We start from the raw sequence: 15,223 nt of genomic DNA on the forward strand, positions 1-15,223 counted from the left end.
GACCCGGCATCATCCGATCGGTCGATGCGACGGTACGACCCACCCGACATGCAGGTAGTAGGACGAATGGACGACCTCCCTCCGGCCGAAACTCGGTGGGCGTTGTCAGTGCCGGTCCGTAGGCTCACGGTGATGCCCAGTACACGTTCGACCACCGCCCGAGGCCCTTCCGCCGTCCGCACTCTCCTGCGCCTGTGGCCGTATGTGCGGCCCGCGCGGCTGCGGTGGTCCGCCGCCGCGTTCGTCGCGGTCGTGGCCTCCTGTACGGGGCTGGTGATCCCGCTCGTACTGAAGTGGATGGTCGACGGGCCGGTGGCCGACCGGGATCCGCAGGGGGTGTGGCTGGGCTCGCTGTACCTGCTGCTGCTCGGCCTCGCGGAGGCGCTGCTGTTCGGGCTGCGGCGGTGGCTGGTGGCCCGGCCGCTGTCGCACATCGAGGCGGAGATGCGCGCCGGGCTCTACCGGCATCTGCAACGGCTTCCGGTGGCCTTCCACGACCGCTGGGCCTCCGGCCAGTTGCTCTCGCGGGCCACCACCGACCTGATGCTGCTGCGCCAGTTCCTGGCCTTCCCGCTGACCTTCCTGCTGGTCAACACGGTGACGATCCTGGTCGGCGTGGTCATCATGCTGATGCAGGACTGGGTGCTGGGGCTGGTGATCCTGACGCCCGCCGTGCCCGTGATGGTGACCTGCTTCGTCTTCGAACGACGCTACGCCCAGGCGGCGCGGCTCGCCCAGGACCAGGTCGGCGACCTGACGACGGTCGTCGAGGAGAGCGTCCTCGGGATCCGCATCATCAAGGGCTTCGGGCGGCACCGCAGCCAGGCGCGGGCGTTCCGGGAGCTGGCGGGGACGCTGCGGGGGACGGAGCTGCGCAAGGCCAGGCTGCTGGCGGCCATCTGGGGCGTCATCGTCACGCTGCCGGAGCTGGCGATCGGGGTGGCGCTGGTGTGGGGGGCCGTGCGGGTGGCGGACGGCGAGCTGTCCGCCGGGACGCTGGTGGCGTTCCTGTCCACGGCGCTCGCCCTGCGCTGGCCGATCGACTCCATCGGCTTCCTGCTGGCGATGAGCCAGGAGGCGGCGACCGCCACGCAGCGGTACTTCGAGGTGATGGACGAGGAGCCCGAGTCCGAGTCCGGGGGCGAGGACGTCGGCGTGACGGGGCGGCCCGACGGGCACGACGGTGTGGCGGCGCGGGCAGACGGGGACGAGGGCATCCGGTTCCACGGGGTCCGCTTCCGCTATCCCGACGCCCCGCCCGGCTCCCCCGCCGTCCTGGACCGTATCGACCTGCACATCCGCCCCGGTGAGTCCATGGCCCTGGTCGGGGCCACCGGCAGCGGGAAGACCACGCTCACCGCGCTGATCCCCCGGCTGCACGAGGTCACGGCCGGCCGGATCACCCTGGACGGCGTGGACATCACCGCGATGTCCCGCGCGCGGCTGCGCTCCGCGGTGGCCGTCGCCTTCGAGGAGCCCACGCTCTTCTCGGCGAGCGTCGGCGACAACGTTCTCATGGGAGCGGGTGACGAGGCCGGCGCCCCGGAGCTGGAGCGGGCGCTCGCCGTCGCCCAGGCGGAGTTCGCGCACGCACTGCCGCAGGGCACCGACACCCAGGTCGGTGAACAGGGCCTGAGTCTGTCCGGCGGGCAGCGGCAGCGGCTCGCGCTGGCCCGGGCCGTGGTCGGAAGCCCCCGGTTCCTGGTACTGGACGACCCGCTGTCCGCGCTGGACGTGCACACCGAGGCCGCGGTGGAGGCCGCGCTGCGCCGGGTCCTGGCGGACACCACCGCGCTGATCGTGGCCCACCGCCCCTCCACCGTGCTGCTCGCCGACCGCGTCGCCCTGCTCTCGGGCGGCCGCATCACCGCCGTCGGCACCCACCAGGAACTCCTGCGGTCCAACGCCGAGTACGCCCATCTGATGTCCGGGGAACAGGAGGACGCACGATGACCGCCGCCCCCACCACGCCGGTCGCCACCACCGACGAGGAGGAGGAACTCCCCCGCCCGCCCGCCGCCGGCGACCCCTTCGACCGCGACGTCCTGCCCACCCCGCCGGGAGCCACGGCCGCCCTGCTGCGGTCGCTGCTCGCACCGATGCGGATGCGGGTGGCCGGCACCACGCTGTTGCTGCTGCTGCAGCAGGCGGCCGTGCAGGCGGGCCCGCTGCTGGTGGCGTACGCCATCGACCGGGCCGTACCGGCGCTGCGCGAGCACGGCGACCACGGGCCGCTGATCATGGTGGGCGTCGGCTATCTGCTGAGCGCGCTGGTCTCCGGCGCGCTGCAGTACGCGTTCATCGACGCCTCCGCCCGAGTCAACCAGGACGTACTGCTCGACCTGCGCGGCCGTATCTTCCGGCACGCGCAGGCGCTGAGCGTCGACTTCCACGAGCGGTACACCTCGGGGCGGCTCATCTCCCGGTCCACGACGGATGTCGAGTCGCTGCGTGAACTGCTCAGCGAGGGGCTGCAGGAACTGGTCACGGTCATCCTGTCCTTCGTGTACATCGCGGCGATGCTGCTCTGGCTGGACCTCGGTCTCGGCGCGGTCGCGGTGGCCTCCTTCGTGCCGTTGTACCTGCTGGTCCGGATGTACCGGCGGCGTGCGGGACGGGTGTTCCGGGTGCGGTCCACGGCGATCGCGGCGGTGATCGTGAAGTTCGTGGAGACGATGAACGGCATCCGGCCGGTGCGCGCCTTCCGCCGCGAGGCCGTCAACGACGCCGACTTCCGGGTGCTGAACCGGCGGCACGAGCGGACCAACGGTGACGCGCTGCTGGAGATGGCCCGCTATGTGGTCGGCTCGCGGCTGGTGGCCAACACGGCCGTCGCGCTGATCGTGCTGTGGGGTGCCCACCGGGTGGCGTCCGGCTCGCTGGCGCTGGGCGTGCTGGCGGCGGCGGTGCTGTACCTGCGCCGGCTGTACGACCCCATCGACCGGCTGGGCATGTTCCTGAACTCCTACCAGTCGGCGGCGGCCTCCCTGGAGAAGATCGCGGGTCTGCTGGCGCAGACCCCGTCGGTGCCGGAGCCGTCGCGGCCGAAGGAGCTTCCGGTCCGCCAGGGCGAGCACCCCGGCCGTGAGGTCGTCTTCGACGGTGTCCGGTTCGCCTACCGCACCGGCGGTGAGGTGCTGCCCCGCTTCGACCTCACGATCCCCGCCGGGCAGACCGTCGCGGTCGTCGGTTCCACCGGCGCCGGCAAGTCGACGCTGGCCAAGCTGCTGGCCCGGTTCTACGACCCCACCGACGGGCGGGTGCTGCTGGACGGCGTGGACCTGCGTGAGCTGGCCGTGCCCGAACTGCGGCGCGGAGTGGTCATGGTGACCCAGGAGGCGTTCCTGTTCTCCGGGACGGTGGCCGAGAACATCGCCATCGGGCGCCCGGACGCCACCCGGGAGGAGATCGAGCGGGCGGCGAAGGCGATCGGCGCGCACGAGTTCATCAGCGCGCTGCCCGACGGGTACGACACGGACGTCCGCAAGCGCGGGGGGCGCATCTCCGCCGGCCAGCGCCAACTGGTCGCCTTCGCCCGCGCGTTGCTCGCGGACCCGGCGGTGCTGATCCTGGACGAGGCGACCAGTTCGCTGGACGTCCCGGGCGAACGGGCGGTGCAGCGCGCCATGTCGACGGTGCTGCGCGGCCGTACCGCGGTGGTGATCGCACACCGGTTGTCCACGGTGGAGATCGCCGACCGGGTGCTGGTCATGGAGCACGGCCGGATCGTCGAGGACGGCGAGCCGGCCGAACTGATCGCGGGCACAGGCCGGTTCGCGGATCTGCACCGGGCGTGGCGGGACAGCCTGGCTTGACTTGCTCCTCGGGCTGAAGCCCGGGGATTCCGGCCTTCCTCGACTGGTTGCCGTGCCGCTAAGCGGCACGGTTTCCGGTCGGGAATCCGTGGCTTCCTGTTTCTTCGCGCTGTGCCCGGATCACTCCTGGTCTTACCGGCGCTCCGCAGGCCGATACCGCCAGCCCGGCGGCCGTCTTCACGTCGATCGCGGCATTGGTGTCCCGGTCATGGACGGTGCCGCAGGCGCTGCAGGTCCATTCCCGGATACGACGCCGACCGGGTGGCGGTGATGGAGGACGGCCGCCTCACCGAACTCGGCACGCACGAGGAACTGGTGGCGGCCGACGGGGCGTACGCGGCGCTGTGGCGGACGTGGCACGGGGGCCGGGAGTGAAGCACAGGGGACGGGTGAAACAGAGGGACCGGTGGTAAAGGGTCCGCATATCGAACGTGAATATCCGGTCAACGAACCGAATCCGGCCAAATTCCTGACGCGCTCCTGACAGATGAGTCCGCCGCTGCGACTCTTCCCACAGTCGCTTCACAGCAACCCCACAGTTTCACCGCTGTGATCTCCCCTGGCCGCCCACCCCGCGGCCATGCAGAAGGAGTCCGTGTTGAGAAGCAATCCCTCGCGCAGACGCACCTCCCACACCCCCTCCCGCGCCGCCGCGCGCCGTACCGCCGCCGTCGCCCTCGCCGGTGTGACGGCACTGATCGCCGCGGCCGTCCAGTCGGGCGCCGCCAGCGCCGCTTCGGCCGCTTCGGCCGCTTCGGCCAAGGCCGGCTCCGCCCACTCCGCGGTCCGGCTCACCCCCTCGCAGCGCGCCGAACTGCTCCGCGACGCCAGTGCCGCCAAGGCCGACACGGCCCGGTCGATAGGCCTCGGCGCCAAGGAGGGGCTGGTCGTCAAGGACGTCGTCAAGGACGCCGACGGCACGCTCCACACCCGCTACGAGCGCACCTACGCCGGTCTGCCCGTCCTCGGCGGCGACCTGGTCGTCGAGACCACCAAGTCCGGCGCGACGAAGAGCGTCATCAAGGCCACCGGTGCCACCCTCAAGGTCCCCGGCCTCACCCCGGCCGTCACCAGGGCGGCCGCCGAACGGCAGGCCGTCAAGCGGGCCCAGGCCCTCGGCGGCACCAAGTCCGCGGCCGACAGCGTCCGCAAGGTGATCTGGGCGGCGAGCGGCAGGCCCGTCCTCGCCTACGAGACGGTCGTCGGCGGCCTCCAGGACGACGGCACCCCCAACCGGCTGCACGTCATCACCGACGCGGCCACCGGCAAGAAGCTCTTCGAGTACCAGGGCATCGAGACCGGCGTCGGCAACACCCAGTACAGCGGCCAGGTCACGCTGACCACGACCCAGTCGGGGTCGAACTACACCCTGACCGACGGCGCGCGCGGCGGCCACAAGACGTACAACCTCAACCACGGCAGCTCCGGCACCGGCACGCTGTTCTCCCAGACCAGCGACACCTGGGGCAACGGCACCACGTCGAACGCCGCCACCGCGGGCGCGGACGCGCACTACGGTGCCGCGGTCACCTGGGACTTCTACAAGAACACGTTCGGCCGCAACGGCATCAAGAACAACGGCGTCGGGGCGTACTCCCGGGTCCACTACGGCAACTCGTACGTCAACGCCTTCTGGGACGACGGCTGCTTCTGCATGACCTACGGCGACGGGTCGGGCAACACCCACCCGCTGACCGCCATCGACGTGGCCGGCCACGAGATGAGCCACGGCGTCACCGCCAACACCGCGGGCCTGAACTACTCCGGCGAGTCCGGCGGCCTGAACGAGGCGACCAGCGACATCTTCGGCACGGGCGTGGAGTTCTACGCGAACAACGCCTCCGACCCCGGTGACTACCTCATCGGCGAGAAGATCGACATCAACGGCGACGGCACCCCGCTGCGCTACATGGACAAGCCCAGCAAGGACGGCTCGTCGAAGGACAGTTGGTACTCGGGCCTCGGCGGCCTCGACGTGCACTACTCGTCGGGCCCCGCCAACCACTTCTTCTACCTGCTGAGCGAGGGCAGCGGCGCCAAGGTCATCAACGGCGTCAGCTACAACTCGCCCACCGCGGACGGCCTTCCGGTCACCGGCATCGGCCGGGACAAGGCGCTGCAGATCTGGTATCGGGCGCTGAGCACCAAGTTCACCTCCACCACCAACTACGCGAGCGCCCGCACCGGCACCCTCGCGGCGGCCGGTGAGCTGTACGGCACCACCAGCGCCGAGTACAAGGCGGTGCAGGACGCCTGGGCCGCCGTCGCGGTCGGCTCGCGCTCAGGGGGCGGGGGCGGCGGGGGCTCCTCGTACGAGAACACCACACCGGTGTCGATTCCGGACAACGGGCCCGCTGTCACCTCGAACATCACCGTCTCGGGCAGGAGCGGAAACGCGCCAAGCAACCTCCAGGTGACGGTCGACATCAGCCACACCTGGCGGGGCGATCTGGTGATCGATCTGGTCGGCCCGTCGGGCACCTCGTACCGCCTGAAGAACTTCAGCTCCTCCGACTCGGCGGACGACGTGAACGCCACCTACACGGTGAACGCCTCTTCCGAACCAGCCAATGGGACTTGGCAGTTGAAGGTCCAGGACCAGGCGGCACAGGACGTCGGAACGATCAACAGCTGGAAGCTGACGTTCCCGTAGACGCAGCTCGAGGCACCACTCGCAGGGCGCCGTCCGGGAGGTGCAACTCCCCCGGGCGGCGCCCGTTCACATGGCCGCAACACAACCTGGCCGCTGCATTTCAGCCAACATCACAACAGGGTCATGACATGTACGCGCTGTGATGTCACTCTTCCTTCACCCGCCGCACAACACAGCAACTTCACAACGCCACACTCCGGTCAGTAACCCCACGCTGGCCCGGACTCCCCCACGAGAAGGAGCTTGAGTGAGCCCCCTCTACGCGCGTCGCAGCACTCTGGCCATTGCCACCGCTGTCGCAGCCGGCGCCCTGCTCACCACTGGCCTGACCACCAGTGCCTCCGCCCAGCCCGTCGGAGCCGCCGCCAAACCGCTGGCCACCGCCCCGACCGCGCTGTCCGCCGCGGCTCGCACCACCCTGATCCAGAAGGCGCAGGCCGGCGCCACCGAGACCGCCCGGAACATAGGCCTCGGCGCCAAGGAGAAGCTCGTCGTCAAGGACGTCGTGAAGGACGCCGACGGCACCCTCCACACCCGCTACGAGCGCACCTACGCGGGCCTGCCCGTCCTCGGCGGCGACCTGATCGTCCACACGAGCAAGGCCGGCAAGACCGAAGGCGTCACCAGAGCCACGAAGTCCGCCATCAAGGTGGCCTCGCTCAAGCCGCAGATCACCGCCACCAAGGCCGAGAAGCAGGCTCTGACCGCCGCCAAGACCCGGGGCTCCGCCAAGACCTCGGCCGACGGCGCCCGCAAGGTGATCTGGGCCGGCTCCGGCAAGCCCGTCCTCGCCTACGAGACGGTCGTCGGCGGCCTCCAGGACGACGGCACCCCGAACCAGCTGCACGTCATCACCGACGCGGCCACCGGCAAGAAGCTCTTCGAGTACCAGGGCATCGAGAACGCGACGGGCACCGGCAAGACGCTGTACTCGGGCACCGTCAGCCTGAACTCCGTGCAGTCGGGCTCGACGTACCAGCTCACCGACAGCGCGCGGGGCAACCACAAGACGTACAACCTGGCCCGCAGGACGTCCGGCACGGGCACCCTCGTGGCCAGCTCGACCAACGTCTTCGGCACCGGCACCGCCTCCACCTCCTCCTCGGACCAGACCGCGGCCGCCGACGCCGCCTACGGCGCGGCCGAGACCTGGGACTTCTACAAGAGCACCTTCGGCCGCAGCGGCATCAAGAACAACGGCGTCGGCGCCTACTCCCGCGTGCACTACGGCAACGCGTACGTGAACGCGTTCTGGGACGACAGCTGCTTCTGCATGACCTACGGCGACGGTGACGGCAACGCCGACCCGCTGACCTCGCTGGACGTGGCCGGCCACGAGATGAGCCACGGCGTCACCGCCAACACCGCGGGCCTGAACTACTCCGGCGAGTCCGGCGGCCTGAACGAGGCGACCAGCGACATCTTCGGCACGGGCGTGGAGTTCTACGCGAACAACGCCTCCGACCCCGGTGACTACCTCATCGGCGAGAAGATCGACATCAACGGCGACGGCACCCCGCTGCGCTACATGGACAAGCCCAGCAAGGACGGCGGCTCGTCGGACTACTGGTCCTCCTCCGTCGGCAGCAAGGACGTGCACTACTCGTCCGGCGTCGCGAACCACTTCTTCTACCTCCTCTCGGAGGGCAGCGGTTCGAAGACGATCAACGGGGTGTCGTACAACTCCCCGACGTACAACGGCTCCACGGTCACCGGCATCGGCCGCGCCAAGGCGCTGCAGATCTGGTACAAGGCGCTGACGACGTACTTCACGTCGACGACGAACTACAAGTCGGCGCGCACCGGCACCCTCTCGGCGGCGGCCGCCCTCTACGGCTCCGGCAGCACCGAGTACAACGCGGTGGCCGCGGCCTGGTCGGCGGTCAACGTCAGCTGACCCCGGCATGTGACTGACGGTGGCCCCCGGGAGGAAGTCGCTCCCGGGGGCCGCCCTACTCTTGGGCCCCATGTCCTTCACCTACGAGGCGGTCGGCGCGACCCGCGACAACCTGTCCGCCTGCCCGCCCGGCTTCCACCCCCTGCACGTGCGCACGCGCATAGGTGAGGGGGAGCAGGTGTTCCGCCGAGCCGCCGAGGCGGTCCTCACCTGGGAGATGCACCGCGCGATCGGCGTCGGCATCGACGCGACCGCCGACCGCGCCGCCCCCGAGGTGGACGTCACGGTCACCCTGGCCGGGGTGATACGGGCCCCCTGCCGCATCGTCTGGACGGTGGAGGAACACCGCCGCGCCGGCTGGGCCTACGGCACCCTCCCCGGCCACCCCGAGTGCGGCGAGGAGGCCTTCGTGGTCGACCGCACGGGCGACGGCACGGTCTGGCTGACGATCGCCGCCTTCTCCCGCGCCCAGGCCTGGTACGCCCGAGCGGGCGGAGCGGCGACGCGGGGGTTGCAGCACGCGTACGCCCGCCGCTGCGGGGCGGCGCTGCGGAGGCTGTGCGCGGAGGCGCCGGAGAACTGACGTTTGGTGGGCATGTACCAGCGGTGCCCGAAAAACCGCAGGTCGCGCGCCTCGGCCGTGAGACATTCCCACCAATCGCCGCGCACAACACGCAGCGGTCAGGAGGTGGCCCGCAGAGGCGACCTAGGACTGACCGACGTGGCCGATGAACACCGCTCACCACCCACCTCGAACCACAGCAGCTTCCCCGCGCCCCGCCGCCCGAGCACATCGTCACCGAACGGCCAGCCGCCCCATGTCGTGGCGAACTCCTGCACCAGACGCAGTCCACGCCCGCCGTCGGCGTTCGCCGGGACGTCCGGGACCCGGTCCTCGGGCGGCCGGCCGAAAGGGGCGGGGATGTGTGGATGGCTGTCCCACACCCCGACCCGCAACCGCCCGTCCCCCAGCGCGGTGAGCCGCAACGAGGCAGGCCCCGCGGTGTGCAGGTAGGCGTTGGTGACCAGCTCCGAGATCAGCAGCTCGGTGGCACTGGCCCCGGTCCGGCGCACCAATTCCGATATCGGTGCTGGCTCACCGTTCGGCCGTGGCCGCCGAACACCATGCCCGAGCAGAAGTGCCGCCGTTATCGTTGACCGGTGACCGGCAACCTTGAGACGTTCCAGGACGAGCTGGCCGCCAGCGGGTTTCCGCCGCTGGTCAACAAGCTGGCCGGGGCAGGCTTCCGGGGCCGGATCGCCACCCGTGACCTCGGGCCGCTGCGGCTGGTCTCCCTCGACACGCCCGAGAGCGCCTGCATCGGGCGGGAGCGCGACGCCATCGACGGCGAGAACCTGGCGGTCAAGGTGATGACCCGGGGCCGGACGCGGATCGAGCAAGGGCGCGGCGACGCCGAACTCGGGCCGACCGACGTGGTGCTGCTCGATCCCACGCGTACGCTCCGGTTCGCGAGCACCGCCGCGGCGCACGTCACCATCCTGGTTCCGCGCCGGGAGCTTCGGATCCGGCCCGCGCAGATCGACCGGCTCATCGGCGTACGCATCGACGGCAGCCACGGCCCGGGCGCTCTCGTCTCCGTGGTGGCCCGGGAGTCGGCGCGGTCGGCGACCGAGTTCCGCGAGGCGGAGGCGCTGCGGTCGGCGGCGGCCGTCGTCGAGCTGATCGCGGTCGCACTGGAGGCCCGGCTCGGCGACGAACAACCGGCCCCGGACGAGTGGCTGCGGAACCGGATCGCCGGCTACATCGAGACCCGGCTGGCCGATCCCGATCTGTCCCCGCCCGGCGTCGCCGCCGCCCACAACATATCCGTACGCCGGCTGCACAAGCTGTTCGAGGACCAGCCACTCACCGTCGCGGCCCTGATCCGCCGTCGCCGCCTGGAGCGCTGCCGGGCCGAGCTGACCGGAAGCGGACGTACGGTCACCGCCGTGGCCGCCCGGTGGGGATTCTCCGATCCCACCCATTTCAGCAAGCTCTTCAAGGCGACGTACGGCTACAACGCCCGCGCACTGGTAACCAGCAACCGTGCACAGACGACCAAGACGCGCACAGCCGGCCCGGAGAAGGATGGTGGTGACCAAGGCAGGCAATAGAAACAGGAGAAGTCGTGGCGAAGGTAAACATCGTCCGCCCCGGTGAGGGCGAGATCCTCGGCAGCGGGGCGCAGCAGATCCGCATCCTGGAGAACGGCGAGCACACCGACCACCGGCTGGGGTTCGCCGAGGTCACCATTCCGCCGGGCACCCCGAGTCCGTTGCAGCATCGCCACGCCCAGCATGACGAGGGCTTCTACGTGCTGGCGGGAACTTTCCGGTTCACCGTCGGCGAGGACCAATACGACGCCGGGCCGGGCACCTGGGTCATCGTGCCGACCGGGGCGCCACACACGTTCGCCAACGTCGGCGACGAGAACGCGGTCATGCTGAACACCTTCACGCCAGACCTGTATGTGCAGTACTTCCGCGACTTCAAGGCCATGATCGATTCCGGGCAGCCGGTCAACGCCGAGACCATGGAACCGCTCTGGAAGAACTACGCCACCGAGATCTCGAACGAATACGCCTCATGAAGCGCCTGCAATACGACCGCTACGGCGGCCCGGAGGTGATGCGGCTCGCTGGGTCCGAGCCACCACGCCCGGGTCCGGATGAGGTTCTCGTCCGCGTCCGAGCGGCGGCTTCCAACGCGCTGGACAGGAAGATGCGCAACGGCGAGATGAAGCTGATGACCGGCCGCTCCTTTCCCCGGGCGATGGGGCACGACTTCGCCGGAGTCGTCGAGGCGGTCGGCCGCCGGCGTCACCCGCCTGAAGGCCGGCGACGCGGTACTCGGCCACGCTCGGTTCCGGCAGGCGGGGGCGTTCGCCGAGATGGTGACGGCTCCGGAGAAGGCGGTCGTGCTCAAACCGGTGGACCTTTCGTACGAGCAGGCCGCCGCCCTGCCGACCGTGGGCGTGACCGCCTACCAGACCACGGCGGAAATCCGGCCCGGGCAGGTGGTCTTCGTCAACGGGTGCCTGGGCGGTGTGGGCCGGGCCGCCGCCCAGTTCGCCCGGGCGCGGGGAGCCTCTGTCGCCGGCAGCTGCCGCAACCCTGCGACCGACGAGGCCCGCGAGCTCGGCGCCGAACCGGTCGTGGGTTTCGACTTCGACCCGGCTGCCCTCGCGGAACGGTTCGATCTCGTCCTCGACACGCCCGGCCTGCTTGATCCGGTCGCGGTTGTCGTCGGTGTACGTGGTGATGATGCCGCGGCTGTCGGTGACGGTCTTCTGCCGGCCCAGGTCGTCGTAGGGCCGGTGGCGGTGCAGCGCTGGCCGGGCAGACCGCCGCAGTCCATCGTCCCGGACTTGGGGTGGTAGGTGTGGGTCCACTTCGCGGCGGTGCCGCCGGGCGGCGCGAACACGGAGGGTGATGGCGCGTGCGCAGCGTAAGGGCACGGATTTGCCGTGCTGTTGCCTTTGATGCGACGGCGGCACAGCGCATGAGGCATGCAACAGGCGAAGCCCACTGTTTCGCTGGTCACCCATTCCACAGTCCCCCCTGCCGGTGTGACATTCCAGACAGGCATGCACGCATCGGCAGGGGGAACCAGGGAGGGCTTTACAGCGGGTCAGCGCATCAGCGCAGCAGCACCCCCGCCCCCTCCACCCCCTCCTCCGAAGGCACCGCCACCAGCCCCAGTTCCGCGCCGGAGGCCAGCAGGCGGTGGGTCGGCAGGACGCGGACCGTGTAGCCGTAGGGGCCGGTGCGGTCGAGGGAGAGCGGGCCCTCGTAGACCCGGCGGCCGTCCTGGTCGGGGCCGCTCACCGCCTTCAGGGCGATCGTCGTGGCGTCCGTGATGCGGTCCTCGGAGTCGACCCGGCCGGACACCGCCTGGACCTCCACGTCGTCCGGGGAGAGGTCGCCGAGGCCGACGCGGACGCGCAGGCCGAGGGTGGTGCCGAGTTCGGCGGTGGCCTTGGTGGCCGTCGTCTCGACGTGGTCGACGCTCACACCGTGCCAGGCGGCACGCACCCGCGTCTTCCAGGCGGCCAGTTCCACCGCCGCGTCCGGGGTCAGCGCGCGGCCCGCCTGCGCGGCCGGGGTGTAGAGGCGCTCCACGTACTCGCGGACCATCCGCCCCGCCAGCACCTTGGGGCCGAGCAGGGTCAGGGTCTGGCGGACCATCTCGATCCAGCGGTCGGGGAGCTGGGACTGGCCGCGTTCGTAGAAGCGGGGGGTCACGCGTTGTTCGAGGAGGTCGTAGAGGGCGGCGGCCTCGATGTCGTCCCGCCGGTCGGGGTCGGTGCCCGCGCCGTCCGCCGTGGGGATGGCCCAGCCGAAGTCCGGCTGGAACCACTCGTCCCACCAGCCGTCCAGGACCGAGAGGTTGAGGCAGCCGTTGAGGGCCGCCTTCATCCCGCTCGTGCCGCACGCCTCCAGGGGGCGCAGGGGGTTGTTCAGCCAGATGTCGCACCCCGGGTACAGCTTCTGCGCCATCGCCATGCCGTAGTCCGGGAGGAAGACGATGCGGTGGCGGACGCGCGGGTCGTCGGCGAACCGGACCAGTTCCTGGACCAGGCGCTTGCCGCCGTCGTCCGCGGGGTGCGCCTTGCCGGCCACGACGATCTGGATCGGGCGTTCCGGGTGGAGCAGCAGTTCCATGAGGCGGTCGCGGTCACGGAGCATGAGCGTGAGGCGCTTGTACGACGGGACGCGGCGGGCGAAGCCGATCGTGAGGACGTCGGGGTCGAGGACACCGTCGATCCAGCCCAGTTCAGCCGTACCCGCGCCCCGCTGCCGCCAGGAGGCCCGCAGCCGTTCCCGCACCTCCACCACGAGCTGCTCGCGCAGGGTCCGCCGCAGCTCCCAGATGTCCTGGTCCGGGATGTCCGCCACCGCGTCCCAGCGGTCGCCGCCGTCGACGGTGAGCGCGTCCTCGGTGCGCTGTGCGCCGACCTGGCGCGCGCCGAGCCGGAAGACCTCGGGTGCGACCCAGGTCGGGGCGTGCACTCCGTTGGTCACGGAGGTGATCGGCACCTCCTCGGGGTCGAATCCCGGCCAGAGTCCGGCGAACATCTCCCGGCTGACCTGGCCGTGCAGCAACGACACGCCGTTGGCGCGCTGGGCCAGGCGCAGACCCATCACGGCCATGTTGAACAGGTTGGGCTCGCCGCCCGGGTACGTCTCCATGCCGAGCCGCAGGATCCGCTCGACGTCCATGCGCGGCAGCTCGGCGTCGGGGCCGAAGTGCCGGGCGACCAGCTCCCGGTCGAAGCGGTCGATGCCGGCCGGGACGGGGGTGTGCGTGGTGAAGACGGTCCCGGCCCGGACCGCCTCCAGGCCCGCGTCGAAGTCGAGGCCGGCCTCGCAGAGTTCGGCGATCCGCTCCAGGCCGAGGAAACCGGCGTGGCCCTCGTTGGTGTGGAAGACCTCGGGCTCGGGGTGGCCGGTGAGCCGGCAGTACGTGCGTACCGCGCGCACTCCGCCTATGCCGAGCAGCATCTCCTGCAGCAGCCGGTGCTCGCTGCCGCCGCCGTAGAGCCGGTCGGTGACCCCGCGTTCGCCGAAGTCGTTCTCCTCGACGTCGGAGTCCAGCATCAGCAGCGGTACACGGCCGACCTGGGCCACCCAGATCCGGGCGCGCAGCCGTTTTCCGCCGGGCAGGGCGAGGGAGACCTGGGCGGGGGTGCCGTCGGGCTCGTCGAGCAGGGTGAGGGGCAGCTCGTGCGGGTCGAGGACCGGGTAGTGCTCCTGCTGCCAGCCGTCCCGGGACAGGGTCTGCCGGAAGTAGCCGTGCCGGTAGAGGAGCCCCACACCGATCAGCGGGACGCCCAGGTCGCTGGCCGCCTTCAGATGGTCGCCGGCCAGGATGCCGAGGCCGCCGGAGTACTGGGGCAGGGCGGCCGTGATGCCGAACTCCGGGGAGAAGTAGGCGATCGCGGCGGGCAGGTCGGCGGACTGCGTCTGGTACCAGCGGTCACCGGTCACATAGTCGTTCAGGTCGTCCGCGACCGCGGCGAGGCGGCGCAGGAACCGGCGGTCGCCGGCGAGCTCGTCGAGGCGCCCTGGGCGCACACCGCCGAGGAGCCGGACCGGGTCGCCCTCGGAGGTCGCCCAGCGTTCGGGATCGATGGACTGGAAGAGGTCGCGCGTTTCCGTGTGCCAGGACCAGCGCAGGTTGCGCGCCAGGTCGCTCAGCGGCCGGAGGGGTTCGGGGAGAACGGGACGGACGGTGAACCGACGGATCGCCTTCACATTCCACCTCGTGCGGAGTGCGTGTGAGACACACGCCGTTGTGCGTCTCGTCGTCTCCCCGACGGTACCCGGGGTACCCGTACCCGCGAGGCTGGTCTTGTGTGTAGACATACGCGTGAGTAGTTAACAAAGTGCCGGATTGCCTACCCGAATAGGGTGGGAAGGCTCCTCCGGTACGCTCCCCAGGCGCATCGGTCGACCCGCAGGACCCACCTCCCCACAGTCATCCGCCCACACCCCCTCGTTGACGCGGACAGGAGCGGTCATGCCCGCCACGCACCACTCGTCAGCACCTCCGACAGACAGCAGCACACCGAGCAAGGCAACGAAGAAGGCCAGCAGGACGAACAACAGCACAGCCGGTAAAAAGAGCACCAAGCCGGAGACTTCGGCCGCTACCCGACCGCCCACCCCGGAGGGGAGTTCCGCGACCGAGGGCACCGCCGTCGGTCGCATACCCGTCCTCGACGTCCGTCCGGTCGTCCAGCACGGCCGCAGGCCCGCCAAGGCGGTCGTCGGCGAGACGTTCGAGATTTCCGCGACCGTGTTCCGTGAGGGTCATGACGCGGTGGCCGCGAATGTGGTGCTGCGGGACCCCGA

12 protein-coding genes and 1 pseudogene are annotated in these 15,223 nt (G+C 70.6%); 10 read left to right on the forward strand and 3 right to left on the reverse strand.

Translation table 11 applies throughout. The features are described from left to right. Positions 1 to 132: 132 nt before the first annotated feature. Positions 133 to 1,953, forward strand: coding sequence for an ABC transporter ATP-binding protein (locus ACFY0F_RS22560; protein WP_388797025.1), 1,821 nt, complete (start codon positions 133 to 135; stop codon positions 1,951 to 1,953). After that, entirely contained in the window at positions 1,950 to 3,815 is a 1,866-nt protein-coding gene (locus tag ACFY0F_RS22565; RefSeq protein ID WP_388797028.1) for an ABC transporter ATP-binding protein, read from the forward strand. The genes ACFY0F_RS22560 and ACFY0F_RS22565 overlap by 4 nt, the downstream gene beginning before the upstream one ends. 58 nt (positions 3,816 to 3,873) lie before the next feature. Here the strand turns inward: ACFY0F_RS22565 and ACFY0F_RS22570 are convergent, their stop codons facing one another. Beyond that, the gene (locus tag ACFY0F_RS22570; RefSeq protein ID WP_388797080.1) at positions 3,874 to 4,062 is read right to left on the reverse strand and encodes a hypothetical protein; all 189 of its coding nucleotides are present in this window, start codon (positions 4,060 to 4,062) and stop codon (positions 3,874 to 3,876) included. 351 nt (positions 4,063 to 4,413) lie between these two features. Here ACFY0F_RS22570 and ACFY0F_RS22575 point away from each other — a divergent pair, with 351 nt between their 5' ends. The 3 genes from ACFY0F_RS22575 (at position 4,414) to ACFY0F_RS22585 (ending at position 8,948) form a co-directional block, all read left to right on the forward strand. Next, positions 4,414 to 6,468, forward strand: coding sequence for a M4 family metallopeptidase (locus ACFY0F_RS22575; protein WP_388797031.1), 2,055 nt, complete (start codon positions 4,414 to 4,416; stop codon positions 6,466 to 6,468). 247 nt (positions 6,469 to 6,715) lie between these two features. Next, the gene (locus tag ACFY0F_RS22580; protein WP_388797034.1) at positions 6,716 to 8,365 is read left to right on the forward strand and encodes a M4 family metallopeptidase; all 1,650 of its coding nucleotides are present in this window, start codon (positions 6,716 to 6,718) and stop codon (positions 8,363 to 8,365) included. A 70-nt stretch (positions 8,366 to 8,435) separates the two neighbouring features. After that, on the forward strand, positions 8,436 to 8,948 hold the full coding sequence (locus tag ACFY0F_RS22585; RefSeq protein ID WP_388797037.1) for a DUF1990 family protein: 513 nt from the start codon (positions 8,436 to 8,438) through the stop codon (positions 8,946 to 8,948). Between the two features lie 98 nt (positions 8,949 to 9,046). Here the strand turns inward: ACFY0F_RS22585 and ACFY0F_RS22590 are convergent, their stop codons facing one another. Then, complete coding sequence (locus ACFY0F_RS22590) at positions 9,047 to 9,439, reverse strand: ATP-binding protein (protein ID WP_388797040.1); 393 nt, start codon at positions 9,437 to 9,439, stop codon at positions 9,047 to 9,049. A gap of 87 nt (positions 9,440 to 9,526) precedes the next feature. Between ACFY0F_RS22590 and ACFY0F_RS22595 the strand changes: the two genes are divergently transcribed. The 4 genes and pseudogenes from ACFY0F_RS22595 to ACFY0F_RS22610 all read left to right on the forward strand — a co-directional run bounded on the left by ACFY0F_RS22595 (position 9,527) and on the right by ACFY0F_RS22610 (position 11,745). Further along, positions 9,527 to 10,480: a helix-turn-helix domain-containing protein gene (locus ACFY0F_RS22595; protein ID WP_388797043.1), complete on the forward strand. Its 954-nt coding sequence runs from the start codon at positions 9,527 to 9,529 to the stop codon at positions 10,478 to 10,480. 14 nt (positions 10,481 to 10,494) lie between these two features. Then, positions 10,495 to 10,956, forward strand: a complete 462-nt coding sequence (locus tag ACFY0F_RS22600) for a cupin domain-containing protein (protein ID WP_165298920.1) — start codon at positions 10,495 to 10,497, stop codon at positions 10,954 to 10,956. 131 nt (positions 10,957 to 11,087) lie between these two features. Continuing rightward, positions 11,088 to 11,141 (forward strand): annotated as a pseudogene (locus ACFY0F_RS22605) (hypothetical protein); the annotation flags it as partial. Positions 11,142 to 11,256: 115 nt separating this feature from the next. After that, entirely contained in the window at positions 11,257 to 11,745 is a 489-nt protein-coding gene (locus tag ACFY0F_RS22610; protein WP_388797084.1) for a hypothetical protein, read from the forward strand. A 259-nt stretch (positions 11,746 to 12,004) separates the two neighbouring features. Here the strand turns inward: ACFY0F_RS22610 and ACFY0F_RS22615 are convergent, their stop codons facing one another. Further along, positions 12,005 to 14,623 carry a glycosyltransferase family 1 protein gene (locus tag ACFY0F_RS22615; RefSeq protein WP_388797047.1) on the reverse strand — a complete coding sequence of 873 codons (2,619 nt, stop codon included), beginning with the start codon at positions 14,621 to 14,623 and terminating at the stop codon, positions 12,005 to 12,007. A 265-nt stretch (positions 14,624 to 14,888) separates the two neighbouring features. Between ACFY0F_RS22615 and ACFY0F_RS22620 the strand changes: the two genes are divergently transcribed. After that, on the forward strand, positions 14,889 to 15,223 hold a 335-nt coding region (locus ACFY0F_RS22620), incomplete at its 3' end, for a maltotransferase domain-containing protein (protein WP_388797050.1).

The sequence above is a fragment of the Streptomyces sp. NPDC001544 genome (assembly GCF_042894285.1).
Lineage (GTDB): Bacteria > Actinomycetota > Actinomycetes > Streptomycetales > Streptomycetaceae > Streptomyces.

Bases quoted from the DNA above. Each gene is read 5' to 3' on its own strand.
- ACFY0F_RS22560 (WP_388797025.1), top strand. From the start codon at position 133: ATGCCCAGTACACGTTCGACCACCGCCCGAGGCCCTTCCGCCGTCCGC.
- ACFY0F_RS22585 (WP_388797037.1), top strand. From the start codon at position 8,436: ATGTCCTTCACCTACGAGGCGGTCGGCGCGACCCGCGACAACCTGTCC.
- ACFY0F_RS22565 (WP_388797028.1), top strand. From the start codon at position 1,950: ATGACCGCCGCCCCCACCACGCCGGTCGCCACCACCGACGAGGAGGAG.
- ACFY0F_RS22610 (WP_388797084.1), top strand. From the start codon at position 11,257: ATGGTGACGGCTCCGGAGAAGGCGGTCGTGCTCAAACCGGTGGACCTT.